Origin of the sequence: Actinacidiphila sp. DG2A-62, from assembly GCF_035825295.1 — a bacterium.
GTDB lineage: Bacteria > Actinomycetota > Actinomycetes > Streptomycetales > Streptomycetaceae > Actinacidiphila.
In genome coordinates, this window is the sequence record NZ_JAYMGI010000002.1 from 3,073,492 (window position 1) to 3,100,000 (window position 26,509).

The window sequence follows — 26,509 nt, forward strand, 5'->3', positions numbered from 1 at the left end:
CGGCGGGAGGCCCTGCCCGCAGATCCCGTCATCTGACGCCGCGTCGGCCCGATGTCACAGAACTGATGTGAATCCGCCGCGAGTTGGGGACGGAGGACGGGCGGCGCGGGGACGGCCGGATAGCATCGGAGGTCGCGTGAACGCCTACCGGGGGGTGCCGCCATCTCCAGCCAGTCCAGCCAGTCCGGCCGCCACGAGGGCAACGGCCCGCTCCGGCCGCTGGAGCCGCACGACCCGCGCGAGCAGGCCGGGTACCGTCTGCTGGCCCGGATCGGCGAGGGCGGCATGGGGACGGTGTTCCTGTCGCACACCCGCGGCGGCCAGCCGGTCGCGCTGAAGGTGATCCGGCGGGAGTACGCGCGCGACGAGGAGTTCCGGCGGCGGTTCCAGCAGGAGGTCACCGCCGCGCGGCGGGTGCAGGGCTACCACGTGGTGCCGGTCGTCGACCACGACACGACCGGCGACCAGCCGTGGCTGGCCACCAGCTACGTGGCCGGGCTGCCGCTGGACGAGGCGCTGGCCCGGTACGGCGCGCTGCCGCTGCCGGCGGCGCTGCAGCTGGTGGGCTGCGCGGCGGAGGCGCTGCGCGCGGTGCACGGCGCCGGCGTCATCCACCGCGACCTCAAGCCCAGCAACGTCCTGCTGGCCGCGAACGGCCCCTGGGTGATCGACTTCGGCATCGCGCGGGCCGCGGAGTCCACGCAGATCACCCGCAGCGGCGGACTGATCGGCACCCCGCAGTTCATGTCGCCCGAGCACGCCAACGGCCTGGACCTCACCCCCGCCACCGACGTCTTCTCGCTCGGGCTGATCGCCGCCGTCGCCGCGACCGGACGGCATCCGTACGGGCAGGCGGGCGCGATCACGCTCGCCGCGAAGATCGCCAACACCGCGATACGGCCGCCCGACCTGTCGGACTACCCCGACGCGCTGCGTCCGCTGCTCGAACGCTGCCTGGCCGCCGACCCCACGGCGCGGCCCGCGCCCGCGGAGATCGCCGAGTTGTGCGAGCGCGGCGCGGGGCGTGCGCTGCGGGACTTCGCGGGGTGGCTGCCGGGGCCGCTCACCGCGGAGATCGCGCGGCGCGAGGCGGCGGCGCAGCGCCCGCAGCAGCAGCCGGGCGGAGCCGCCGGTGCCGCTGGGGCCGCCGGTGGCGCTGGTGCCACTGGGGCCGCTGGTGCTGTCGAGGCCGGGGCCGCCGGAGGTGCGGCGGGGACGGGAGCTGCCGGGGGCGCGGGTGCGGGTGCGGCGCCGTCCACCGTGCCGGACGCGCCGTCGGCGCCTCCCCAGCCCATGACGCCGCCTCAGCCGGCCGGTCCCCCGCGGCCGTCGGTGCCTCCGCCGCCGGCGTCCACCCCGCAGGGCGCGCAGCGCGCGGCGGCTGCCGGGCAGCCGGTGGACCCGAGGGTCGCGCAGCCGCGGCCGGTGGACCCCAGGACCGCGACACCACCGAGTGCGTACCCGGCGGGCGCGGCGTCATCGGGCGCGCAGGGTGTGCGGGGCGCGGCGGGGGCACCGGGGACGCCCGGTACCGGCGGTATGCCCGGACCGTCCGCCGCGACCGGTACGCCGCAGGGAACTCCCCCGCCGTACGCGACCGGGAGCAGCGTGCCGCCGTACCCTGCGCCCACCGGGCCCACGCCCACCGGCCGCTCGTACGACGGGCGGACCGGCGGCGGCGACGTTGGGCCGCACGCCACCGCGTACCCCTCACCGGGCGGCGGCCCGACCGGCGACCGTCCCCCGTACTCCCCGCAGCCGCACGGCGGCGGCGTGACCCGCAAGGTACTCGCCGTCGGCGGCATGGTCATCGCGCTCGTGCTGGCGGTGACGCTGACCTACGCCTTCGCGCGCCAGAACGGCGGCGACCCGGCCGCGAAGAACGGCTCCGGCAGCAGCGCGGGCGCGAACGCCGGAACGTCCTCCTCGGGCGGCGCCCCCACCTCGACCGCATCCTCCGTCGACGGCGGCTCGACCGTCCAGGACGGCGGCGGCCAGGACGCGGGCCAGGAGTCCGGCGGACAGGACACCGGAACCGCCGCGCCGCCCGCCGCCGCGCAGCCCCGCCTGCTGTTCAAGGACCGACGCTTCGTCATCCGCTCGCCCTCGTTCAACTCCGGCACCCACGTCGACCTGGACAAGGCCGTCGTCGACCCGAACGGGGAGATCGGCCAGACCAAGGGCATCGAGATGGAGTACCAGAACTGGAGCGGCGGCAGCCTGCGCTTCCTGACCGTCTTCGGGAAGTCCGCGGGCACGTCGTACCAGCAGTGCCGGGACGGCGTCGGCGCCGACGCGCTGCCCCAGGAGATCTTCGAGAACGACCTGGACTCCGACAAGTACTTCACCAAGGGATCGGTGCTGTGCACGGTGACCTCGGACGGCAACCTCGCCATGCTGCGGATCACCGACGAGACGCCCGGTGACTTCTCCGGCTTCGGCGAGTCGATGCCGGGCTACACCACGCTGCTGACGCTGTGGCAGCTGCCCGACGCCCACACCGCGTCGCCCGGCTCCGGCTGAGCGGCCGGCCGCGCCACCCGCGCCGGACCGCCACCCGCGCCGGCCGTCCCTCTCCGGACCGTCCCGCGCCGGCCGCCGGAGACTTCTCCGGCGGCCGGCCGCGGTCCGAGGAGCCGCGGGCCGCCTCAGCGGTGCGTGCGCAGCAGCGTGCGGAACGTCCGCATGGCCACCGACAGGCTGGCCAGGTCGAACTCCTCCGCGCTCTGGATCTCCTCCAAGGTGGTGCGGGCCCGGCCGATCAGCCCGGCGTTCTGGGCCTCCCACGCCTTGTACCGCTCCTCCGGCGTGGCCTTCTCCGCACCGGCGCCGAGCACGTCCGCGGTGAGCGCCGCGTGCGCCGCGAACAGGTCCTCGCGGATGGCCGCACGCGCCATGGACTGCCAGCGGTCGGCCCGCGGCAGCAGGATGATGCGGTCCAGCAGCCGGGTGATGCCCAGCCGGTCGGCGAGGTCGAAGTACACCTCGGCGACCTCCAGCGGCGCCCGCTTCGCCCGGTCCGCCACGTCCACGATGTCCAGCGCGGGGAACGCCGAGGAGAAGCCCGCGACCCGCACCGCCAGATCCTCCGGCACCCCCGCGCCGGTCAGCTCGGTGTGCAGCGACTCGTACCACTCCAGGTCGGCGCCGCGCAGCAGCTTGGGCAGCTGCGCCCACACCGTGGAGACGCCGTCGGCGAAGAAGTCGATGGTCTGCGCGATCTGCAGCGGCTGCAGGCGGTTGTTCAGCAGCCAGCGGGTGCCGCGCTCGACCAGCCGCCGCGAGTGCAGCCTGATCCTGGTCTGCACGTCGGCCGGCACCACGTTGTCCAGCGACTCGACCTCGTCCCAGATCGGGCCGAGGTGGAAGATCGCGCGGGCCGCGGTGTGCGCCCGGACGATCTCGTCGGTGGTCGCGCCGATCTCCTCGCGGAAGCGGTGCAGGAAGGTGGTGCCGCCGCTGTTGATCGTGTCGTTGACCAGCACGGTGGTCACGATCTCGCGGTGCAGCGCGTGGGTGTCGATCTGCTGGGTGAACCGCTCCCGCAGCGCGACCGGGAAGTACGCGTGCAGCAGCGACAGCAGGTACGGGTCGTCCGGCAGGTCGGTGTGGATCAGCTCGTCGGCCGCGGTGATCTTGGCGTAGGCGAGCACCACCGCCATCTCCGGCTGGGTCAGGCCCTGGCCGGCGGCCAGCCGTTCGCGGATCTGCCGGTCGGTGGGCAGGAACTCCAGCGCGCGGTCCAGCCGTCCGTCGCGCACCAGGCGGCGGATGAACCGCTGGTGGGCCTGGAGCAGGCTGGTGCTCTGGGCCATGCTGTTGGCCAGCGCCACGTTCTGCGCGTAGTTGTTGCGCAGCACCAGGTCGCCCACGTCGTGGGTCATCTCGGCCAGCAGTGCGTTGCGCTGTTTGACCGTCAGGTCGCCGTCGGCCACCACGCTGTTGAGCAGGATCTTGATGTTGACCTCGTGGTCGGAGGCGTCCACGCCGGCGCTGTTGTCGATCGCGTCGGTGTTGATCCGGCCGCCGGTGCCGTCCGGGCCGCCGGAGCGGGCGAACTCGATCCGGCCGAGCTGGGTGAAGCCCAGGTTGCCGCCCTCGCCGACGACCTTGACGCGCAGGTCGGAGCCGTTGATGCGGATCGCGTCGTTGGCCTTGTCGCCGACGTCCGCCTGCGACTCGGTGGACGCCTTGACGTAGGTGCCGATGCCGCCGTTCCACAGCAGGTCGACGGGGGCCTGGAGGATCGCCTTCATCAGCTCGGCCGGGGTGATCTTGGCGGTCTTGCCCTCGATGCCCAGCGCGCGGCGGATCGCGCCGTTCAGCGCGATGGCCTTGGCGGTGCGCGGGAAGACGCCGCCGCCCTGGGAGATCAGCGAGGTGTCGTAGTCGGCCCAGGAGGAGCGGGGCAGCTCGAACAGCCGGCGCCGCTCGGCGTAGGAGGTCGCCGCGTCCGGGTCGGGGTCGATGAAGATGTGCCGGTGGTCGAACGCGGCCACCAGGCGGATGTGCTCCGACAGCAGCATGCCGTTGCCGAACACGTCGCCCGACATGTCGCCGATGCCGACGACGGTGAAGTCCTCTTCCTGCGTGTCGTGGCCCATCTCGCGGAAGTGCCGCTTGACCGACTCCCAGGCGCCGGAGGAGGTGATGGCCATCTTCTTGTGGTCGTAGCCGACCGAGCCGCCGGAGGCGAAGGCGTCGCCGAGCCAGAAGCCGTAGGAGACGGCGACCTCGTTGGCGATGTCGGAGAAGGACGCGGTGCCCTTGTCCGCCGCCACCACCAGGTAGGTGTCGTCCTCGTCGTGCCGGACCACGTCCTTGGGCGGCACCACCGCGCCGGACACCAGGTTGTCGGTGATGTCGAGCAGCCCGGAGATGAAGGTCTTGTACGAGGCGATGCCCTCGGCCAGCCACGCGTCGCGGTCGGCGGCCGGGTCCGGCAGCCGCTTGCCGACGAAGCCGCCCTTGGCGCCCACCGGCACGATCACCGTGTTCTTCACCATCTGGGCCTTGACCAGGCCGAGCACCTCGGTGCGGAAGTCCTCCCGGCGGTCGGACCAGCGCAGTCCGCCGCGGGCCACCTTGCCGAACCGCAGGTGCACGCCCTCGACCCGCGGGGAGTAGACCCAGATCTCGTACGCCGGGCGGGGCGCGGGCAGGTCCGGGATCGCCTGCGGGTCGAACTTGATCGACAGGTAGGGGTGCGGCTCGCCGGTGCTGTCGCGCTGGAAGAAGTTGGTGCGCAGCGTCGCCTTGATGAGGGTGAGGAAGGACCGCAGGATGCGGTCCTCGTCCAGGCTGGCGACCTGGTCGAGGGCGCCGTCCAGCTCCTCCAGGATGCCGTCGGTCAGCTCGCTGCCGGCCTTCTGGTGGTCGGGGGACAGCCGCGCCTGGAAGAGGTTGACCAGCAGCCGGGTGGTGTGGACGTTGGTGCGGAGGGTGTCCTCCATGTAGTCCTGGCTGAAGGTGGAGCCGGCCTGCCGCAGGTACTTGGCGTAGGCGCGCAGCACCATGGCCTGCCGCCAGTCCAGCCCGGCCCGCAGCACCAGGGAGTTGAAGCCGTCGTTCTCCGCGCGGTCGGTCCACACCGCGGCGAAGGCGTCCTGGAAGCGCTCGCGCGCGTCGTCGCCCAGGTCGCCGAGCGCCGGGTCCAGGCGCAGCCCGAAGTCGTAGACCCAGGCCCGCGACTGGTCGGCGCGGCGCAGTTCGTACGGCCGCTCGTCGACCACCTCGACGCCGAGCCGCTGCAGCACCGGCAGCACCGCGGACAGCGAGACCGGCGCGCCGGTGCGGTAGATCTTGAAGCGGCGCTCCTCGGGGGCGGCGCCGACCGGCTCGTAGAGGCTGAGGGTGAAGTCGTCGGCCCCCAGGCTCTCGATGTGCTGGAGGTCGGCGACCGCGGAGCGCGGTGAGAAGTCCGCCCGGTAGCCGTCGGGGAACGCCTGGCCGTAGCGGCGGGACAGCTCGGCGGCGCGCTCCTCGCCGCACTCGGAGTTGAGCGCCTCGACGAAGCCGTCGGCCCACGAGCGGGTGGCCTCGGCGAGCCGGTTCTCGATCCGCTCCAGGTCGGCGTCGGTGAGCTGGGGCAGCGAGCTGCCGGGGTCGACGCGGATCACGAAGTGCAGCCTGGACAGCACCGACTCGGTGTTCCAGGCGGTGAAGTCGGCGCTGTGGCCGCCCAGTTCCTCCTGGAGGATGTGGGTCAGCCGCAGCCGCACCGCGGTGGTGTAGCGGTCGCGCGGCAGGTAGACCAGCGCCGAGTAGTAGCGGCCGTACTCGTCCTGCCGCAGGAACAGCCGCAGCCGGCGCCGCTCCTGGAGGTAGAGCACGCTGGTGACGATGGAGCGCAGCTCGTCGGTCGGGGTCTGGAACAGCTCGTCGCGCGGGTACGTCTCCAGGATCTGCATCAGGTCCCGGCCGTCGTGGCTGTCCGGGGAGAACCCGGCGCCCTCGATGACCTCCTCGACCTTGCGGCGGATCACCGGCACCCGGCGGATCGACTCGGTGTAGGCGGCCGAGGAGAACAGTCCCAGGAAGCGCCGCTCGCCGACCACCTCGCCGTCCGGGCCGAACGTCTTGACGCCCACGTAGTCCAGGTAGGAGGGGCGGTGGACGGTGGAGCGGCTGTTGGCCTTGGTGAGGATCAGCAGCTTGTGCTCGCGCGCCTTGGCCCGCGCGTCGGCCGGCAGGCGGCTGAACGACGGGGAGTTGGGGTGGCCCGGATGTCCGGGATGGGTGCTGTCGGCGTGCGGGTGCACCGGGTCGGAGCGCAGGATGCCGAGTCCGGTGCCGGGCACCGCGACGAGCACGTCCTCCTGGGACTCGTCGGCGCCGGTCTCGGTGGTGAGTTCGTACTCGCGGTAGCCGAGGAAGGTGAAGTGGTCGTCGGCCAGCCAGCGCATCAGCTCGACGGCCTCGCCGGTCTCCTGTTCGGGCAGCCCGGCCGGCGGCGCGTCGGTCAGCTCCTCGGCGATGGACAGCGCGGCCTGCCGCATCTTCGCCCAGTCCTCGACCGACTCGCGCACGTCGGACAGAACCCGGCGCAGGTCGGAGGCGATCTCCTTGAGGTCGGCGCGGTCGGTCTCGCGGTCGATCTCGACGTGGATCCAGGACTCGACGAGCATGTCGTGCGGCAGCGGCTCGTCGTCCGCGGCGGCGCTGCCGGCCGCGCCGACGATGTCCAGCAGCTTGCCGGTGACGTCGCGGCGGACCCGGAACTGCGGGTGGACCACCACGTGGATCGCCCGGTTCGCCTGGGTCAGCGCGTTGGTCACCGAGTCCACCAGGAACGGCATGTCGTCGGTGACGACCTCCACCACGGTGTGGCTGCACTGCCAGCCGTTCTCCTCGACCGTGGGGGTGTGCACCCGCACGTTGGCGGTGCCCTGTGGTCGGTTCTCGGCGATCCGGTAATGGGAGAGCGCGGCGCCGAAGACGTCGACCGGGTCGCGGTCCACCAGGTCCTCGGGTGCGCTGTGCAGGTAGTAACGCTGGAGGAAAGCGGTCAGCGCCTCTGTGTCGAGGCCCTGGCCGGGTAGTCCCCCCGCCGGGCTGTTCTCACCTACCCGCGCTGCTCGGTCCAGCAGCTCGGCCTTGGCTTCGTCCAGCTTGGTCTGCATGTCCTCTGACTCCTGTCGCGCGCCTTTGCGTGACGTCGGGTGATGGCACGACGCACCGTGGCACGGGGTTTTCCGCTACGGGACGACGCTATGCCGGAAAGGGGGACCACCGTGCCGATGAGCACGAATTGCCCCCTGGTGTGCGGATCAACGGTGATCACGCCAGCAAGGCTATCGCTCTCGGCGGGGTGGCTGTCATGCGCCGCCTACGTACAAATGCACCACACACCTTTGGCCTGATTGGACAGAAGAATCCGTCCTCACGGCCGGGCCGTCAGGCGTATGGCCTGGTCAACCGCCTCGGCCAGACTGTCGGTCACGGGCACGCCCGCGGTCGAGAGCGACGCGCGGCTGTGCGAGCCCCCGGTGTAGAGCACCGCGTGGGCGCCCACGTGCGCGGCGGCCACCGCGTCGTCGAGGGCGTCGCCGATCACCACCACGCGGTCGGCGTCGGTGATGCCGAGGGCCTTCAGATGCCGGGCCATCTGCGCGGCCTTGCCGTCCGTGGAGTGGTCGGGCCGGCCGTCTATCCGCCGGAAGTGGCCGCTGATGCCGTGCCAGCCGACGATGCCGAGGAGTTGGTCGTGCGGCGCGAGCGAGCACAGCGACTGGGTGAGTCCGGCCGCGGTCTGCGCGGCCAGCAGCTCGGCGGCGCCCTCCGCCAGACCGCAGTTGTCGGCCAGCGCCCAGTAGTGCCGGTGGAAGGCGGCGTCCATGACCTCCCATTCGGCGTCCGTGGGCAGCCGTCCGATCAGCCGCTCGTAGAACCGCGGCACCGGTACGCAGTACAGCTCCTTGTACCGCTCGAGCGTGATCGGGGGCAGACCGAGTTCGGCGAAGGAGGCGTTCGTGGCCTCGATCACCGCGTCGATGTCGTGGAAGAGGGTGCCGTTCCAGTCCCACACCAGATGCGCGTTCACATCCGGAACGGTACCCGCGGGAGGCGACAGCCCGTTTTCCGCCTGTGGAAAACTTCCGGAACCCGCGGCTGACCTGCGAAGGCTCAGCCGATCAGATGCGGGATCTCCTGCGTGGCGAACCACAGCAGCTCGTGGTCCTCGGCGCCGTCGACGGTGAACTGCGCGTCGTCGTCGCCCGCGTCCGCGGCGCCCACCGCGTCCGCGGCCGCGGCCACGTCCGGCTCCGCGTCGGCGGCGTCGGCGTGCACCGCCGCGGCGTCCGCGAGCCGTACCGGCGAGGACAGTCGCACCCGGCCGAGGAAGGCGGGGTCCAGACCGCGGTCGGGGTCGAAGCCCACCGCCGCGTCGGCCACGTCCACCGCCACGACCACCCGGCGGCGCGGCGTCCCCGGATCGGCGGCCAGCAGCCGCAGCGAAGCCTGGGCGGCCCGCGTCAACGCCGCGTACTCCAGCTCCTCGATGTCGTCGGAGACGTACCACTCGCGCAGGCTCGGCGTCACCGCGACGGCGTCCAGCGGGGCCGGCCCCAGTTCCCCGGCCTTGTGGGCGTCGGCCAGCCCGGCGAGCGTGGTGGGAATGTAGACGCGCATGGCGTGAAGCATACGTGCGGAACCAGCCTGATAGGTGAATCCGGGCGGCCCCGCCACGCGGGCGGCGGCTGCTTGCCCGGCCCCGATCCGGCCCCCTACAACCGGCCCTACCAACCGGTAACGATCTTTGGGGGTCCGCCGTGCACACGCCGTCCCAGTCCCTGGCCGCCCGCCGCAAGGGCGGCGGCACCGCGCCGCCGGGCCGCCGCGACCCGCGCGGCCCGGGCGCCCGCTCGCAGGGCCCCGCACGCACCGCGCCGCGCCCGCTGCCGCCCCACGTGTGGTTCGCCGGGCGGCTGCTCGACGTGCTCACCGGACGCCGCCCGCTGACCTCGCTGGCCGGCCGGGTCCGCGACGAGGCGTACCAGCGGCTGTGGGAGCTGCACGCCGCCCGCGCGGACTGGCGGCGGCGCGCCCGCGGACGTACCCCGTACGTGTACCGCTGCCGGTGCTTCCGCACCGACGGCGGCGCGCTGGAGGTGACCGCGGTGGTGGCGCTGGACCGGGACGTCTTCCGTGCGCTGGCCTTCCGGCTGGAACCCGGCAACGAGGAGTCGGGGCCCGGCTACGGCCCGGCCCGCTGGCGCTGCACCGAGGTCGCGGCCAGGTGAGCGGGACGAGCTGGACGACCGAGGCCACCGGCGCGACCGGGATGTCCGGGACGGCCGGACCGCAAACAGTTCGGGGCCGGACCCGAAGGCCCGGCCCCGAACCGGTCTGCGCGGGCGGCCCGTTCGGCCGCGCCGCGGCTACTTCTTGCGGCGGCGCCCGCCCTTGGCGGCCTTGCGGCGCTCGGCGCGGGTCAGCCCGTCGTCGGCGCTCTCGGCGGCGCCGCCGCCCTCGACCGCCGCGCCCGCGAACTCGCCCTGGACCACGCCGCCCTCGCCGTCCACCGACGGCGCGGAGAAGTGCAGCCGGTCGGCCCGCTTGGGCGCCTCAAGACCCTTCGCCCGGATCTCCGGCTGCTTGACCAGCGACGGGACCGCGTCCTGCACGCCGTCGGCCGCGACCGCGTCGGCCGGCGCGGCCGCCACCGGAACCTCCTCGACCTGCTGCTCGACCTGGACCTCCAGGTTGAACAGGTAGCCGACGGACTCCTCCTTGATGCCGTCCATCATGGCGGTGAACATGTCGAAGCCCTCGCGCTGGTACTCCACCAGCGGGTCGCGCTGCGCCATCGCCCGCAGGCCGATGCCCTCCTGGAGGTAGTCCATCTCGTACAGGTGCTCACGCCACTTGCGGTCGAGCACCGACAGGACCACGCGCCGCTCCAGCTCGCGCATGATCTCCTCGCCGAGCTGCTCCTCGCGGGCCGCGTACTGCTCGTGGATGTCGTCCTTGACGGACTCGGCGATGAACTCGGCGGTCAGGCCGGCCCGGTCGCCGGCCGCCTCCTCCAGCTCCTCGACGGTGACCTTGATCGGGTAGAGCTGCTTGAACGCGCCCCACAGCCGGTCCAGGTCCCAGTCCTCGGCGAAGCCCTCGCGGGTCTCGGCGTCGATGTACGCGTCGATGGTGTCGTCCATGAAGTGCTGCACCTGCTCGCGCAGGTCCTCGCCCTCCAGGACGCGGCGGCGCTCGCCGTAGATGACCTCGCGCTGCCGGTTGAGCACCTCGTCGTACTTCAGGACGTTCTTGCGGATCTCGAAGTTCTGCTGCTCGACCTGCGACTGCGCCGAGGCGATGGCCCGGGTGACCATCTTGTTCTCGATCGGGACGTCGTCCGGCACGTTCGCCATCGACATCACGCGCTCGACCATCTGCGCCTTGAACAGCCGCATCAGATCGTCGCCCAGGGAGAGGTAGAAGCGCGACTCGCCGGGGTCGCCCTGGCGGCCGGAACGACCGCGCAGCTGGTTGTCGATCCGGCGCGACTCGTGCCGCTCGGTGCCCAGCACGTACAGGCCGCCGAGTTCCTTGACCTCTTCGAACTCGGCCTTGACCAGCGTCTCGGCCCGCTTGAGCGCCTCGGGCAGGGCCGCGGCCCACTCCTCGACGTGCTCCACCGGGTCGAGACCGCGCTGGCGCAGCTCCGCCTCGGCGAGGTCGTCGGGGTTGCCGCCGAGCTTGATGTCGGTGCCGCGGCCGGCCATGTTGGTCGCCACGGTGACGGCGCCCTTGCGGCCGGCCTGCGCGACGATCGTGGCCTCACGGTCGTGCTGCTTGGCGTTGAGCACCTCGTGCGGGACGCCGCGCTTGGACAGCTGCGCCGACAGATACTCCGACTTCTCCACCGAGACGGTGCCGACCAGCACCGGCTGGCCCTTCTCGTGCTTCTCGACGATGTCCTCGACGACCGCCGCGAACTTCGCCTCCTCGGTGCGGTAGATCAGGTCCGGCCGGTCCTCGCGCGCCACCGGACGGTGGGTCGGGATCGGCACCACGCCGAGCTTGTAGATCTGGTGGAACTCCGCGGCCTCGGTCATGGCCGTACCGGTCATGCCGGAAAGCTTGTCGTACAGGCGGAAGAAGTTCTGGAGGGTGATCGTGGCCAGCGTCTGGTTCTCGTCCTTGATCTCCACCCCCTCCTTCGCCTCGATGGCCTGGTGCATGCCCTCGTTGTAGCGGCGGCCGGCGAGGATACGGCCGGTGTGCTCGTCGACGATCATGACCTCGCCGTCCATGACGACGTAGTCCTTGTCGTTCTTGTACAGCTCCTTGGCCTTGATCGCGTTGTTCAGGTAGCCGACCAGCGGGGTGTTCACCGACTCGTAGAGGTTGTCGATGCCCAGCCAGTCCTCGACCTTGGCGACGCCCGACTCGTGGATGGCGACGGTGCGCTTCTTCTCGTCCACGTCGTAGTCGCCGGTCTCCTCCTTGCCGAGGCTGCCGGCCTCGCCGCGGTTCAGCCGCCGCACCAGCCGGGCGAAGTCGCTGTACCACTTGGTGGCCTGGTCGGCCGGGCCGGAGATGATCAGCGGGGTGCGCGCCTCGTCGACCAGGATCGAGTCGACCTCGTCGACGATCGCGAAGTTGTGGCCGCGCTGCACCAGCTCGTCCTTCGACCACGCCATGTTGTCGCGCAGGTAGTCGAAGCCGAACTCGTTGTTGGTGCCGTAGGTGATGTCGCACGCGTACATCTCGCGGCGCTCGGCGGGCGACATGTTGGCCAGGATGCAGCCGACCTCCAGGCCGAGGAACCGGTGCACCCGGCCCATCCACTCCGAGTCGCGCTCGGCCAGGTAGTCGTTGACAGTGATCAGGTGGACGCCCTTGCCGGAGATCGCGTTCAGGTACGCGGGCAGGGTGCCGACCAAAGTCTTGCCCTCGCCGGTGCGCATCTCCGCGACGTAGCCGAGGTGCAGGGCCGCGCCGCCCATGAGCTGCACGTCGTAGTGGCGCTGGCCGAGGACGCGCTTGGCGGCCTCGCGCACCGTGGCGAACGCCTCGGGAAGCAGGTCGTCGAGCGACTCGCCCTCGGCGTAGCGTTCCTTGTACTCGTCGGTGAGGGCCCTCAGCTCGGCATCGGAGAGGTCGACGAAGTCCTCTTCGATGGAATTGACCTGGTCCGCGATGCGGTGCAGCTTGCGCAGGATCTTGCCTTCACCTGCACGCATGATCTTGCTGATGACGGACACGTAGGCTGGCTCCTTGCCGGTCGGGCCTGGCGCGGCTGCCGCGCCGGCACAGCGGGGTTCCTGATCTGTCTCGTCCCGGCTGCAACGGCCATCGTAAGCGAGGAGACCAGGCGGCCGGGAGGCCCGGCATCAGCAAAACGGTTTTCCGGCACCCGCAGTGCCCGGCGATACTCGGCTGATGGAGCCCGTCACCCTCACCACCGAGCGGCTGCTGCTGCGGCGGCTGGAGCCGCAGGACCTGGACGCGGTCGTCGCGGCCTGCCAGGACCCCGAGATCCCGCGCTGGACGTCGGTGCCGTCCCCTTATACGCGCGAGCACGGCGAGCACTTCATCAACGAGGTCAGCGCGGGCGGATGGCGCGACGACACGATGTACAACTTCGGCGTCTTCACCCGTGAGAGCGGCGCCCTGGTCAGCTCGATGGGCCTGCTCAGGCTCCAGCAGCTGGGGCACCCGCAGCGGCAGGCGGAGCTCGGCTACTGGACGGCCAGGGAGCAGCGCGGCAGGGGCTACACCACCGAGGCGGCGCGGGCGGTGTGCGTCTGGGGCTTCGAGTCGCTCGGCGTGGACCGCCTGGAGTGGTACGCCGAGGCCGGCAACGAGGGGTCGCGCGCGGTGGCCCTGAAGCTGGGCTTCGTGATGGAGGGCGTGCTGCGGTCCAAGGTCGTCCACGCGGGGACGCGGCGCGACGCGTGGGTCGGGTCGCTGCTGCCGTCGGACTGGGGCCGCGAGCCGGTGCAGCCGTACCTGCCGTACCCGTCGCAGCCTTCGTGACCGGCGTGCGGGGTGCGCCGGCGTGCCCGTCGCGAGCGCCGCGTCCGCCGGCGCTGCGGGCGGTGAGTCCGCAGGTCAGGGCCGGTTGTCAGTGGGCGGCCCTACGCTTCGGGGCATGACTGCCGTGCCGCCTCCCCAGCTCAGCCTGTCCGCCGACCAGGCCCGCAGGATCGCCCTGCGCGCCCAGGGGTTCCTGGGCGCCCCCGACCGGCGGGCGGGTACCCGCGGGGTGCTGCGGTCGCTGGGCGCGGTGCAGCTGGACACCATCTCGGTGCTCGCCCGCTCGCACGAGCTGGTCCCGTACGCCCGGCTCGGCGCGGTGGGCCGGGAGTCGGTGGAGCGCGCGTACTGGACGGGCAACCACGCCTTCGAGTACTGGTCGCACGCCGCCTGCATCCTGCCGATCGAGGAATGGCCGCATTTCGCCTTCCGCCGCCGCGCCCGGCGGGCCCGCGGCCACCGCTGGCACGTGCTGGCCGACGCCGAGCGGTCCTGCGCCGCGGTGCTCGACCAGCTGCGGGCCGAGGGCCCGCAGACCTCGACGCAGCTGGGCGGCGCCAAGAACGGCGGACCGTGGTGGGACTGGTCGGAGACCAAGATCGCGGTCGAGTGGCTGCTCGACACCGGCGAGGTGGTGTGCACCGAGCGCCGCGGCTGGAAGCGGGTGTACGACCTGGCCGAGCGCGCGGTGCCGGCCGAGCTGCTGCACGACGACATCGACGACGCGGAGTGCGTGCGCCGGCTGGTCGCGCAGGCGGGCGCGGCGATGGGGGTGGCCACCCGCGCCGACCTGGCGGACTACCACCGGCTCAAGGGCGAGCAGGTCATGGCGGTGATAGAGGGCACGGGCCTGGTCCCGGTGGAGGTCGAGGGGTGGGGCCGGCCTGGGCGGACCCGGCGGCGCTGGCGGAGGAGCCGCGCGGCCGGCACCGTACGACGCTGCTGTCGCCCTTCGACTCGCTGATCTGGGACCGTCCGCGCACCGAGCGGATCTTCGGCTTCACCCACCGGCTGGAGGCCTACACTCCCAAGCCCAAGCGCGTCCACGGCTACTACGCGATGCCGCTGCTGGCCGGCGGGAAGCTGGTGGGACGGGTCGACCCGGCGCGCGAGGGCCGGGCCCTGGTGGCGCGGCAGGTCTCGCTGGACGGTCCCAAGGCGGTGCAGCCCGCGGCCGACGCCATCGCCGAGGCGGCCGGCTGGGTGGGCTGCGACGAGGCGAGGGTGGAGCGTGTGCTGCCCGAGACGCTGCGGGAGCCCCTGGTCGCGGCGGTCAAGCGCGGCCACGACTGCCGCTGAGCCGGTCCGGCCGGCGGGAGCGGCGGGGCCGGCGGGGTCAGCGGATTTCGAGGATCTTCTCGCGCATCGCGTAGACCACCGCTTCCATCCGGGAGTGGAGCTGGAGCTTCTCCAGGATGTTGCGCACGTGGTTCTTCACGGTGTTCTCGCTGATGAACAGTTCCTTGGCGATGTCGCGGTTGTTCAGACCGGTCGCGACCAGCTTGAGGACCTCAAGCTCGCGGTCGGTGAGCTTGGGCGCGGGCAGCAGCCGCCGCTCGTCGGTGCGCTGGATCATCGACTTGAACTCGGTCAGCAGCTTCGACGCCATCGACGGGCTGATCTGCGACTGCCCGTCGGCCACCGCCCGGATCGCGGTGGCGACCTCGTCCGTGGAGATCTCCTTGAGCAGGTAGCCGGTCGCCCCCGCCTTGATCGCCTCGTAGAGGTCGGCCTCCTCGTCGCTTATCGTCAACATGATGATCTTGGCGCTGGGCGCGACCTCCTTGATCGAGGTGCACGCCTCGATGCCGCCGCGGCGCGGCATCCGCACGTCCATCAGCACGATGTCCGGCAGCAGGTCGGCGGCCTTCTCCACGGCCTCGGCGCCGTCGCCCGCCTCCCCGATGACCTCGATGTCCTCCTCGGTGGCCAGCACGATCTCCAGGCCCCTGCGGAACAACGCGTGATCGTCGACCACGAGCACCCTGATGGGCTCGGCCCGGACCGGCCCCGGCCGTTCGCCGTACGCGGCCGGGCCGCGCTCGCCGGGGCCCCCGTGTTCGAAGTCCGGCATCAGTTACTCCCCCTCCAGACCACCATCACCACGGGCCCAGCATTTCACGTCCGGACGGCGGCGGTGCCCCCAAGCGACCTCGGGGGCACCGGACTTCGCCATCTTGGACGGCGATCAACCGCCGCCGATCAACAGCCGATCAGCCGCCGACCGGCCGCCGACCGGCCGCCGCCGATCGAGCACTCCGGATCAGGCGCCGTGGCCCAGCACGCTGCCCGCCCCGGCCGGCGCCTGCGTCCCGGCCTGGTCCGCGTTCAGGTGGATGACGCCGTAGTCGTAGCCGTGCCGGCGGTAGACCACGCTGGGCAGCTTCGTCTCGCTGTCCACGAACAGGTAGAAGTCGTGCCCGACCAGTTCCATCTCGTAGAGCGCCTGGTCCAGCGCCATCGGCGCCGCGGCGTGGGTCTTCTCCCTGACCACCAGCGGTCCCTCGCCGCGCACCTCCAGCGGCCCGAACCGGGTGGTCGGAACCCCGTCCCCCTGCTGCTCGTCCACGACCAGCGTGCCGTCCCCGTCCAGCCGCGCGGCGCCGGGGACCGCCGCGCCCACCTCTGCGGCGGGCGTCCTCGCGTTGCCCCTGCGGGTGTGCCGCTTGCTCGCCGCCTTGCGCAGCCGCGCCTCCAGCTTGGTGACGGCGACGTCCAGCGCGGCGTACGGGTCGGCGGCGGCGGCCTCCGCGCGCACCACCGGACCCCGGGTGTTCAGCGTGATCTCCACCCGGTCGGAACGGTCCGCCTGCCGGGGGTTGAGCTCCTTGGACACCTCGACGTCGAGGCTGATCACCTTGCCGTCGAGCTTCTGGATCTTGTCCAGCTTCTCGGCCACGTGCTTACGGAACCTCTCGGGCACCTCGGTCTTGCGGCCCTTGACGACGATGTCCACGCAGAACTCCGTTCCCGGATCGCCCTCGTGACCGGGGGCGATCCCTTTCCTGGCCGGAACGGATGCCAGTCCGCCCGGCGCTGCGTTGGCTGCCGCTCCGCCGCCCCCGGGGCTTCCGGGTGCCGCGAAGCCGCGGCTTTCACCTCCTTCTGCCCCACTGGGAAGATCAACACCCGCGGTGTCGTCGTCCCTCTCACCCGAACATAGTCCCGGAGTGTGGATGTCGGCATCCCCAGCGACGCGACAGCTCCTTGCGAGTGAATGTCCCCCTCTCCCGCCTGCGGCGATGCGCCCGCGAGCGGTTCCCGTGCGCCTCCCTCGTCGTCATGGACCCTGCGGCCCGTCGTCATGGATCATGCGGTCCGGCCACCACGGCCGCCCCGGCGACCCGGCCGCCGGCGACGGTCACGGCCCGGGCCGCCACCGCCAGTGACGCCCCCGTGGTCATGAGGTCGTCGACCAGCACCACCGGCGCGACCGCCAGCAGTGCCGCGGGGCCCGGGGCGGCCGCCACCGCCCCGGCCAGGTTCGCCAGCCGCCGGGCCGCGGGCAGGCCGGACTGGTCGGCGACCGGGCGCAGCTGCCGCAACGCCGCGAGCGTCCTGGCGGGGACGCCGTGGCGCCGCAGCTCACCGGCCGCCGCCCTGGCCATCCGGACCGTGGCGTCGTGCCCGCGCTGCGCCACCGCCCGACGGGAGGACGGCACCGGCACCAGCAGCAGCGGCCCCGCGGCGCCGGAACCGCGGACCGCCCCCGCCAGCGCGGCCCCCAGCGGCGCGGCCAGCCCCAGCGCACCCCGCTCCTTGTGCGCGAGGATGACCGCGCGGACCTCGTCCGCGTACGTCCCGACCGCCCAGACCGGCGGCAGCCCCGGCGGCTCGGGGGACGGCCGCACCCGCCGCGCCGTGGCCACCCCGCCCAGCCGACCCCGGCACCGCACGCACAGCTCCGTCCGCGGACGCCCGCAGCCCGCGCAGTCCGCCGGGAGGACCAACCCGGCGATCTCCTGCCACCAGCCCCGCATGACTCCACTGTGCGGGTCGGCCGCGAGCGCCCGCCAGTCACTCGTTCGAGGGCTGTGGAAAACTCCGCGAGGGGACGTCCCGACGCCGCGGCCGGCAGGCAGGCACGGGCAGGCAAGCCCGAGCGGAGTGGTCTTGCGCAGGCCATGGGCCGCCGCGGCGCCCGCGAGCCGCCGGTTCAGCCCGGATAGACCGGGCTGCCGCCCTTCGGCTTGATCTGCCGCCAGTCGCCCTCCGTGGACAGCAGATACACGCTGCTCTTGTACGAGGCCAGCAGCGGCTGTCCCGACCCCTCGGACGCCGCGACCGAGACGGCCTCGCCCACACCGCCCTGCAGCGACGTCGTCACGGAGCCGTCGGTGTTCATGTACTCGGTCTGCTGCACCCCGGCGGTCTTGCTGTCCAGCGCCACCATGCGGCTCGCGCCCGCCCAGGAGACCGAGGCGACGCTCTCGCCGGGAGCGGTCAGCGTGCGCAGTCCGACGATCGTGAAGCCCGGGTGCTCCAGGGTGCCGGTGCGCTGGACCAGGCCCAGCTCCAGCTTGGTGTCGTCGCCCTGCTGGACCAGCAGCGCGACGCGCATGCCGTCGCTGGACACCCGCAGCGTGTCGATCCGCCCATCGGGGTCGGGCATCGCCACGGACACCGCGGGTCCGCGGCCGCCGGGAAGCACCATCACCTTCGGCGCCGAGGGGTTGCGGTCGGCGACCCACAGGTCCCCGAGGCCGTCCCAGCTGGGCGCGCTCAGCCCGTTGTCCTGGCCGCTGCCGGCACTGGCCACCAGGGCCTGGCCGAAGTCGGAGTCCGAGCCGTCGGTGAGCGAGCCCACGTACAGCCCGCGTCCGTTGTCCCGCACGCCGGCGGCCATGGTCTGGTCGCGGCGCACGGCGACGGAGTCCAGGTCCGCCTTGGTCCCGCCGAACGGTCCGAGCACCGGCGACGCCGTGGGGGACGCGCTCTTCTCGTAGCCCAGGCGCAGCTCCATCAGCCGACGCGGGGCGTCGGCGCTGATGAAGTACGGCTGCGGGCTGTCGCCGATGAGGTTGCCCGGTCCGTACATGTCACTGCCGCTGGGGCCGGAGGAGCACAGCGCCGAGCCGTCGGGCCGCTCCACCTCGGCCACCGCGAGGTCGGCGGTCGCCTGCGCCTGCACCGTCGCGTACAGCTGCGCGGCCAGCCGGTTGCAGGCGCTGCCGTGCAGCCGGCTCGCGGACCGCTTGTCCAGGCGCACCTTCAGGTGCTGCGAGTCGTCCAGGGTGACGCCCTGGTCGGGGCTGTCGCGGTCGAGTGCCGCGCCCGACGGCGCCGCGGTGGTCACCACCGGCGACAGCCACGCGCTGGGGCCGCCGAGCAGCGTCGCCACGATGGAGACCAGGGGGTCGTTCTGGTTGCGCAGGTACACCGGGTCGGGCACCAGCGTCTGCGTGGCACTGCCGTGGCTCGGGCCGCCCGGGCCGAGCTTGGCGAAGTAGTACATGTTCACCGAGTGGTAGACCCGCTGGAAGTCCGAGGCCGACATCACCAGGCCGTCGTCCAGACCGTCGATCCGCCAGTCGCTGCCCTGCCTGACCAGCCGGAACGACGTCTGGAACGGCCGCTGGTCCGGCTGGTACGCGTGCTTGGCGTCCACGGTGGCCGCCAGGGTGCCGTCGAGGGTCAGCGTGATGATGCCCTGCTTGCGGCTGGTGTTGTCCGTCTGCTCCGGGCGCATCTGGCTGCTGGCGAACACCGAGATCCCGCTCGTCGGGTTCCAGTCCCGCCTGGACTCCTTCGTCAGGTACTTCTTCGCCGTGGCGAAGTCCGGCTCGCTGCCGGTGGTGGCCTCCAGGAAGCCGTCGAGGATCTCCCCGGGGCTCTCGCCCGGATGCGGCGGCACGGGGACCACCCGTACCTGGGTGTCGGCGTCCGCGCGCTGGCCGTCACCGACCTTGCGCACCTCTCCGCTGCTGGGCATCGACGCACAGCCGGCCAGCAGCAGTCCCGCGCACACCGGCAGCAGGACACGCCGCATCCGCCGCCGTCCGCGGCCCTCCGCCGTCCGCCTCACACGTCGTCCTTCCGGGCCGCTTCCCTGCGTTCCACCACGCGCGCGCCGTTGCCCGGCAGGGCCGCCGGGTCCGCGGCCGGCGGCCTGGACGGAGCCGGCTGCATCGGCGGCAGCGGCCCGCGGCGCGGCACGGCGCCGCGTATGTTCGCCGCGCCCGGCCCCGCGTACCCGCCGTGGCCGGCGCGCGGAGTGCCGCCGTCCTCCGGGCCGGTCGCCGGGGCGCCGGGACCGGACGCGCGCGGCTCGGGGACGGCCGGCAGCGCGGTGCCCCGGCCGGTGGGCGTACCGGTGGCCGAAGCGCCGGCCCGCGTACCGGGCGCGCCCGACGCCCCCGGCGCCGCGGACCCGCCGGGGGCAGCCGGGGGCAGCCCGGAGGACTTCAGCCCCCGGTTGCGGCGGGAGTCGTCCGGCTCCAGGGGTATCGGTGAACCGCGCAAGGTGTCCCCCGCGGTCCTCGGCAGCGTCATGCGGAACTGCGAGCCGCCGCCCGGCTCGCCCCAGGCCTGCAGCCAGCCGCCGTGCAGCCGCGCGTCCTCCACCGCGATGGACAGCCCCAGGCCGGTGCCGCCGGTGGTACGGGCACGGGCCGGGTCCGCCCGCCAGAAGCGGTTGAACACGCGGGTGGCCTCGCCCGGCTTCAGCCCGACGCCGTAGTCACGGACCGCGACCGCGACCGCCCCGCCCGCCGAGGCCAGCCGCACCACCACGTCCCGGCCCTCGCCGTGCTCGATCGCGTTGACGACGAGGTTGCGCAGCACCCGCTCCACCCGGCGGCCGTCGGCCTCGGCTATCACCGGCTGCACGTCGCCGCGGATGACGACCCGGCTGCCCTTGCGCTCAGCGAGCGGCTCGGCCGCCTCGACCACCCGGCGCACCACCTCGCCCAGGTCTATCGGCTCGGCGGCCAGCTCCGCGGCGCCCGCGTCGAACCTGCTGATCTCCAGCAGGTCCGACAGCAGCGACTCGAAGCGGTCCAGCTGGTTCTGCAGCAGCTCGGCCGAGCGCGCCGTCACCGGATCGAAGTCGACCTTCGCGTCATGGATCACGTCCGCGGCCATCCGCACCGTCGTCAGCGGGGTCCGCAGCTCGTGCGACACGTCTGAGACGAACCTGCGCTGCATCCGGGACAGATCCTCCAGCTGCTGGATCTTGACCTGCAGGTTCTGCGCCATCTTGTTGAAGGACTCGCCGAGCCGCGCGATGTCGTCCTCACCGGTGACCTGCATCCGCTCCTGGAGCCGCCCGGCAGCGAGCCGCTCGGCGATGCCGGCCGCCATCCGCACCGGCGTGACGACCTGCCGCGTCACCAGCCAGGCGATCGCGCCCAGCAGCACCACCACGAAGATGCCGGCGGTGGCCAGCGTGCCCTTGACCAGGCCGAGCGTCTTCTCCTCCTGGTCGAAGGGGAAGAGGTAGTACAGCTCGTACGAGCCCTCGTTCGGGTCCAGCATCCGCTTGCCGACCGCCAGCGAGGGCCGCGGCGCGCTGCCGTCGTCGGTCTTCGCCAGGGTGTACTGCTTGTACGCCCCGGCGTGCGACTCGATCTCGGTGCTCAGCGAGTGCGGGATGCTCGCGTCCGGCAGGATGCTGCCGGACCCGCGCGAACCACGCGCGCTGGTGCTGCTCTGGCCGGGGGCCGACGGGTCGTCGGTGCCGCCCGGGCTGAGCGTGGCGACCCAGTAGACGCCCTTCCCACCGCTGGCCAGCTGCTCGACCAGTTGGTTCAGCCACTCCCCGGAGTTGATCGGCTTCTGCGGACTGCCCGCGGCGGAGGTGTCACGGGACTGGCTCTGGTCGGCCATCCGCTCGGCGATGGAGAATCCGCCAGCCGCCTGGTTGGTCGCGGCCTTCTCCTTCGCGTCCAGCAGGCCGTTCTTGACCTGCCCGATGACGACGAAACCCAGCAGCAGGACCACGCCCACCGACATCAGCAGGGTGAACGCGACCACGCGCAGCTGGATGTTCCGCCGCCACAGCCGGACGGCCGGCTGGACCGGCCGTCTGGCGAGGCGCACGCACGAGCGGATGACCGGCAGCAGCCCTCGCATCGGGTCCGCGAGCCGGCTCTCCAGTCGTTCACGCTCGTACGACGCGCACATCTCAGCCCGGTCCCGCCTTGTAGCCGACGCCGCGGACCGTGACCACGATCTCGGGGCGCTCGGGGTCCTGCTCGACCTTGGACCGCAGCCGCTGCACATGCACATTCACCAGGCGGGTGTCCGCGGCGTGCCGGTAGCCCCACACCTGCTCCAGGAGCACTTCGCGGGTGAAGACCTGCCACGGCTTGCGCGCGAGCGCCACCAGCAGGTCGAACTCCAGCGGGGTCAGTGCGATCGGCTGTCCGTCGCGCTTGACCGAGTGGCCGGCCACGTCGATCACCAGATCGCCGATGGTCAGCTGCTCGGGCGTCGGCTCCTCGGCCCGGCGCAGCCGCGCCCGCACCCGCGCGACCAGCTCCTTCGGCTTGAACGGCTTGATCACGTAGTCGTCCGCCCCGGACTCCAGGCCGACGACGACGTCCACGGTGTCGCTCTTCGCGGTGAGCATGACGATCGGCACGCCCGACTCCGCCCGGATCTGCCGGCACACGTCGATGCCGTCCCTGCCGGGCAGCATCAGGTCCAGCAGCACCAGGTCGGGCTTGCTCTCCCGGAAGGCCGCCAGCGCCTTGTCACCGTCCGCGCAGAACGACGGCTCGAACCCTTCTCCGCGCAGCACGATGCCGAGCATCTCTGACAGCGCTGTGTCGTCGTCGACGACCAGGACACGTCCCTTCATACCGACCATCATCCCATTTACGTATCGGTTCCCGTGACCAGCGGTGATCGAGGTCACGGAGCCAGGGGAGATGTCCGCGATCGCCCGTGGATGTCCAGGGACAGCGCGGACATCCATCGACATCCGGCGGAAGTCGTCGCCATCGGCGCCCGAACCTTCTTCGCGACTCAGCGTACAGACCGCGACCGGTCCGCGGAGCGGTCGACGGATCAGCCTGTGGACAACTCAGCCTGTGGACGACTTCCGCCCGGCGCACACCGCCGCCAGACCGTCCGCCGTCACCGGGGAGACCGTCCCGTTCTCCGTGACGATCGCGGTGATCAGCTCCGCGGGCGTGACGTCGAAGGCCGGGTTGTACGCCTGGGCCCCCAGCGGCGCCCGGGCCAGCTCGGTCACCTCACCGGCCGGCCGCTGCTCGACCTCGATGCCCGCACCGTCCGGCGTCGCCAGGTCCACGGTCGTGGTCGGCGCCACCACCACGAACGGCACATGGTGGTAGGCGGCGAGCACCGCCAGCGGATACGTGCCCACCTTGTTCGCCGTCGAGCCGTCCGCCGCGATCCGATCCGCACCGACCAGCACCGCGTCCACCTCACCGGCCGTGAACAGCGACCCCGCCGCATTGTCCGCGAGCAGGGTGTAGGGCATACCGGCCCGTGCCGCCTCGTACGCCGTCAGCCGGGAGCCCTGCAGCAGCGGCCGCGTCTCGTCCACCCACAGCCGCCGCAGCTCGCCCGCGCGGTGCGCCGCCAGCACCACGCCGAACGCCGTACCCTCACCGCCGGACACCAGAGCGCCGGTGTTGCAGTGCGTCAGGAGGCGGTAGCCACCCCCGGGCGCCAGTTCGGCGAGCAGCCGCTGCCCGTGCGCCGCCATCGCCGCGCTCGCCGCCGCGTCCTCAGCATGCAGCGCCCGCGCCTCGGCGAGCGCCACGGCAGGAGCCCGGTCCGGGTCCGCCGCGCGGTACGCGGCTACGGCACGCCGCACGCCGTACGCGAGATTGACCGCGGTCGGCCGCGCCTGCGCGAGCAGCTCCGCAGCCTCTTCGACGTCGTAGCCCCGCGCCGCCGCGAGAGCCACGCCGTACGCCCCGGCGATGCCCAGGACCGGCGCGCCCCGGACCGCGAGCGAACTGATCGCCCCGACCAGCGCCTGCACGTCCGTGCAGACCAACTCGACCTCCTCATGAGGCAGCCGGGTCTGGTCGAGGAGCACGAGGACCGGCCCGTCCGGGGGCTCTTCCCAGCACAGGGTCGGTATGGCAGCGTCGTCGGGTCGCGTCACGTGATCACCCATCCCCTCAGTCTGCCCTGCCAGAGCCCGTTGAAGGCAGGTCGTGACACGATGGCGACCGGCGGCAACCAGCAGTTCTGCGCCAGCAGAAGCCGCCGGACCGCACGCGGGACCAGAGCGGGAGACACACGCGGGACCGCGCGACAGAACCGCACGCAGGACCACGAGTACGACGAAGGGGCAGCCTCCGATGACCAGCACTCCGGGCCCGGCGCCCGGATCCTCCGACTCCCCCGAGCCGGACGACGGCGCAGGCCCCACCACCAAGCCCGGCCCGCAGTCGCAGCAGGACGGTGTACCCCGGCAGGGGCAGCCGGGACAGACCGCGCCGCCCACACCGCCCGTCCCACCCCCGGGATACGGGTACCAGCAGCCGTACAACGGCGGGCCGCAGTGGGGGCCGGCGGCCCAGGGCTGGCAGCAGTACCCGCAAGCGGGCTGGGGAATCCCCGTGCCGGCCGCGCCCAAGCCGGGCGTCATCCCGCTGCGGCCCCTCGGCTTCGGCGACATCCTCGACGGCGCGATCGCAACGCTGCGGCGGCACTGGCGCGCCCTGCTCGGCACCACGGTCGTCGTCGGCGCGCTCACCCAGACCGCCAACGTGGTCTTCGAGCACCAGTTCATCGACCACGACAGCCTGAACGACCTGCAGGACAAGACCGATCCCAGCGCCGGCGACGTCCTGCACGCCGTCGGCGGCTCCCTGGCCGCCTCCGGGCTGAGCGTGCTCGTCACGATCATCGGCACGATCGTCGCCACCTCCATGCTCACCATGGTCATCAGCCGCGCCGTACTGGGCCGGCCGGTCACGGCCCGCGAGGCATGGACGTCCGCCCGGCCCCAAGTCCCGCGGCTGCTCGGCCTGATGGTGCTCACGCCGCTGATCCTGTGTGCCGTGCTGGCCGTCTCCGCACTGCCCGGAGGACTGGTCGCCCTGCTCGGCTCGGACGACGGAGGAGCCGCGCTCGCCGTCCTCGGGCTGTTGGCGGGGAGCCTGGTCGCGGTATGGCTGTGGGTCCAGTGGAGCCTGGCCGCACCGGCGCTGATGCTGGAACGCCAGGGCGTCGTCGCGTCGATGAAGAGGTCGGCGAAGCTGGTGTCCGGCGCATGGTGGCGGGTCCTCGGCGTCCAGCTCCTGGCCGTCGTTCTGATCCTCATCGCATCCGCGATCATCGAGCTGCCGTTCAACCTGATCGGGGCCGGCGTCTCAGGACAGAGCGCGTCCGGGCTGTTCAGTACGGACAACACGTCGCACTGGAGCTACCTGATCTTCGTTGCCATCGGCGGCACCATCGGCTCGGCTCTGACGCTGCCGATCAGCGCGGGGGTGACCGCGCTCCTTTACATGGACCAGCGCATTCGCCGTGAGTCCCTGGACCTGGAGTTGATCCGGGCCGCGCAGGACGGCAACTGAAGAGAAACAGGAACGCAGAAAGCCCCGGCCCCGAGTCGTGAGACTCGGGGCCGGGGCTTTGAATGATTGTTCGGCGGTGTCCTACTCTCCCACAGGGTCCCCCCTGCAGTACCATCGGCGCTGAAAGGCTTAGCTTCCGGGTTCGGAATGTAACCGGGCGTTTCCCTCACGCTATGACCACCGAAACACCATGAAACACACCCACCCGCCAACGGGTGGGGCTGGTTGTTTCAGAACCGCACAGTGGACGCGAACACACAGTCTTGTAGACAAGCCCTCGGCTTATTAGTACCGGTCAGCTCCACCCCTCACAGGGCTTCCACATCCGGCCTATCAACCCAGTCGTCTCCTGGGAGCCTTAACCCCTCAACGGGGGTGGGAGCCCTCATCTCGAAGCAGGCTTCCCGCTTAGATGCTTTCAGCGGTTATCCCTCCCGAACGTAGCCAACCAGCCATGCCCTTGGCAGGACAACTGGCACACCAGAGGTTCGTCCGTCCCGGTCCTCTCGTACTAGGGACAGCCCTTCTCAAGACTCCAACGCGCACAGCGGATAGGGACCGAACTGTCTCACGACGTTCTAAACCCAGCTCGCGTACCGCTTTAATGGGCGAACAGCCCAACCCTTGGGACCGACTCCAGCCCCAGGATGCGACGAGCCGACATCGAGGTGCCAAACCATCCCGTCGATATGGACTCTTGGGGAAGATCAGCCTGTTATCCCCGGGGTACCTTTTATCCGTTGAGCGACGGCGCTTCCACAAGCCACCGCCGGATCACTAGTCCCTACTTTCGTACCTGCTCGACCCGTCAGTCTCACAGTCAAGCTCCCTTGTGCACTTACACTCACCACCTGATTGCCAACCAGGCTGAGGGAACCTTTGGGCGCCTCCGTTACCCTTTAGGAGGCAACCGCCCCAGTTAAACTACCCACCAGACACTGTCCCTGATCCGGATCACGGACCGAGGTTAGACATCCAGCACGACCAGAGTGGTATTTCAACGACGACTCCCACCAGGCTGGCGCCCGATGATCACAGTCTCCCACCTATCCTACACAAGCCGAACCGAACACCAATATCAAGCTATAGTAAAGGTCCCGGGGTCTTTCCGTCCTGCTGCGCGAAACGAGCATCTTTACTCGTAGTGCAATTTCACCGGGCCTATGGTTGAGACAGTCGAGAAGTCGTTACGCCATTCGTGCAGGTCGGAACTTACCCGACAAGGAATTTCGCTACCTTAGGATGGTTATAGTTACCACCGCCGTTTACTGGCGCTTAAGTTCTCAGCTTCGCCCCACCGAAGCAGGACTAACCGGTCCCCTTAACGTTCCAGCACCGGGCAGGCGTCAGTCCGTATACATCGCCTTACGGCTTCGCACGGACCTGTGTTTTTAGTAAACAGTCGCTTCTCGCTGGTCTCTGCGGCCACCCCCAGCTCACACTGCAAGAGTGATCACCAGGTGTGGCCCCCCTTCTCCCGAAGTTACGGGGGCATTTTGCCGAGTTCCTTAACC

14 protein-coding genes, 2 rRNA genes and 2 pseudogenes (1 of these 18 cut by a window edge) are annotated in these 26,509 nt (G+C 71.6%); 5 read left to right on the forward strand and 13 right to left on the reverse strand.

Annotation, left to right across the window (positions count from 1 at the left end; translation table 11 throughout):
- Positions 1-285 precede the first annotated feature (285 nt).
- Positions 286-2,523, forward strand: a complete 2,238-nt coding sequence (locus VSR01_RS13540; protein WP_442785447.1) for a protein kinase domain-containing protein — start codon at positions 286-288, stop codon at positions 2,521-2,523.
- Between the two features lie 125 nt (positions 2,524-2,648).
- Here VSR01_RS13540 and VSR01_RS13545 read toward each other — a convergent pair whose 3' ends face one another.
- The 3 genes from VSR01_RS13545 to VSR01_RS13555 form a co-directional block, all read right to left on the reverse strand.
- The gene (locus tag VSR01_RS13545; protein ID WP_326449475.1) at positions 2,649-7,622 is read right to left on the reverse strand and encodes an NAD-glutamate dehydrogenase; all 4,974 of its coding nucleotides are present in this window, start codon (positions 7,620-7,622) and stop codon (positions 2,649-2,651) included.
- Between the two features lie 260 nt (positions 7,623-7,882).
- Positions 7,883-8,542 (reverse strand): HAD family hydrolase, encoded by a 660-nt coding sequence (locus tag VSR01_RS13550; protein ID WP_326449476.1) that lies wholly within the window; start codon positions 8,540-8,542, stop codon positions 7,883-7,885.
- Between the two features lie 83 nt (positions 8,543-8,625).
- On the reverse strand, positions 8,626-9,132 hold the full coding sequence (locus VSR01_RS13555; RefSeq protein WP_326449477.1) for a DUF6912 family protein: 507 nt from the start codon (positions 9,130-9,132) through the stop codon (positions 8,626-8,628).
- Positions 9,133-9,272: 140 nt separating this feature from the next.
- On the opposite strand from VSR01_RS13555, the gene VSR01_RS13560 reads away from it, so the two are divergent.
- Positions 9,273-9,743 carry an Rv3235 family protein gene (locus VSR01_RS13560; RefSeq protein WP_326449478.1) on the forward strand — a complete coding sequence of 157 codons (471 nt, stop codon included), beginning with the start codon at positions 9,273-9,275 and terminating at the stop codon, positions 9,741-9,743.
- 138 nt (positions 9,744-9,881) lie between these two features.
- Here VSR01_RS13560 and secA read toward each other — a convergent pair whose 3' ends face one another.
- A complete protein-coding gene (gene secA / locus VSR01_RS13565) occupies positions 9,882-12,710 on the reverse strand; it encodes a preprotein translocase subunit SecA (protein ID WP_326449479.1) in 2,829 nt (942 codons plus the stop codon).
- Between the two features lie 178 nt (positions 12,711-12,888).
- Between secA and VSR01_RS13570 the strand changes: the two genes are divergently transcribed.
- Together VSR01_RS13570 and VSR01_RS13575 are read left to right on the forward strand one after the other, a co-directional pair.
- Positions 12,889-13,485 carry a GNAT family N-acetyltransferase gene (locus tag VSR01_RS13570; RefSeq protein ID WP_326449480.1) on the forward strand — a complete coding sequence of 199 codons (597 nt, stop codon included), beginning with the start codon at positions 12,889-12,891 and terminating at the stop codon, positions 13,483-13,485.
- A gap of 115 nt (positions 13,486-13,600) precedes the next feature.
- Positions 13,601-14,784 (forward strand): annotated as a pseudogene (locus VSR01_RS13575) (winged helix-turn-helix domain-containing protein).
- Positions 14,785-14,821: 37 nt separating this feature from the next.
- Here VSR01_RS13575 and VSR01_RS13580 read toward each other — a convergent pair.
- The 7 genes and pseudogenes from VSR01_RS13580 to mtnA form a co-directional block, all read right to left on the reverse strand.
- Positions 14,822-15,490, reverse strand: a pseudogene (locus VSR01_RS13580) (response regulator); the annotation flags it as partial.
- A gap of 258 nt (positions 15,491-15,748) precedes the next feature.
- On the reverse strand, positions 15,749-16,441 hold the full coding sequence (hpf, locus tag VSR01_RS13585) for a ribosome hibernation-promoting factor, HPF/YfiA family (protein WP_442785448.1): 693 nt from the start codon (positions 16,439-16,441) through the stop codon (positions 15,749-15,751).
- Between the two features lie 346 nt (positions 16,442-16,787).
- Positions 16,788-17,465: a ComF family protein gene (locus tag VSR01_RS13590; RefSeq protein WP_326449481.1), complete on the reverse strand. Its 678-nt coding sequence runs from the start codon at positions 17,463-17,465 to the stop codon at positions 16,788-16,790.
- 176 nt (positions 17,466-17,641) lie between these two features.
- Positions 17,642-19,510, reverse strand: a complete 1,869-nt coding sequence (locus tag VSR01_RS13595; protein ID WP_326449482.1) for an LpqB family beta-propeller domain-containing protein — start codon at positions 19,508-19,510, stop codon at positions 17,642-17,644.
- Positions 19,507-21,609: an MtrAB system histidine kinase MtrB gene (gene mtrB, locus VSR01_RS13600; RefSeq protein ID WP_442785449.1), complete on the reverse strand. Its 2,103-nt coding sequence runs from the start codon at positions 21,607-21,609 to the stop codon at positions 19,507-19,509. Before mtrB ends, VSR01_RS13595 begins: the two co-directional genes overlap by 4 nt.
- A gap of 1 nt (position 21,610) precedes the next feature.
- Positions 21,611-22,300, reverse strand: a complete 690-nt coding sequence (mtrA, locus tag VSR01_RS13605) for an MtrAB system response regulator MtrA (RefSeq protein WP_326449483.1) — start codon at positions 22,298-22,300, stop codon at positions 21,611-21,613.
- 213 nt (positions 22,301-22,513) lie between these two features.
- A complete protein-coding gene (gene mtnA, locus VSR01_RS13610; RefSeq protein WP_326449484.1) occupies positions 22,514-23,584 on the reverse strand; it encodes an S-methyl-5-thioribose-1-phosphate isomerase in 1,071 nt (356 codons plus the stop codon).
- 187 nt (positions 23,585-23,771) lie between these two features.
- Between mtnA and VSR01_RS13615 the strand changes: the two genes are divergently transcribed.
- On the forward strand, positions 23,772-24,995 hold the full coding sequence (locus tag VSR01_RS13615; RefSeq protein WP_326449485.1) for a hypothetical protein: 1,224 nt from the start codon (positions 23,772-23,774) through the stop codon (positions 24,993-24,995).
- Positions 24,996-25,063: 68 nt separating this feature from the next.
- On the opposite strand, the gene rrf is transcribed toward VSR01_RS13615, so the two are convergent.
- Both rrf and VSR01_RS13625 read right to left on the reverse strand, forming a co-directional pair.
- Positions 25,064-25,180 (reverse strand): 5S ribosomal RNA (gene rrf / locus VSR01_RS13620).
- Between the two features lie 80 nt (positions 25,181-25,260).
- Positions 25,261-26,509: ribosomal RNA gene (locus tag VSR01_RS13625) — 23S ribosomal RNA — on the reverse strand; it runs 1,880 nt beyond the window's last position.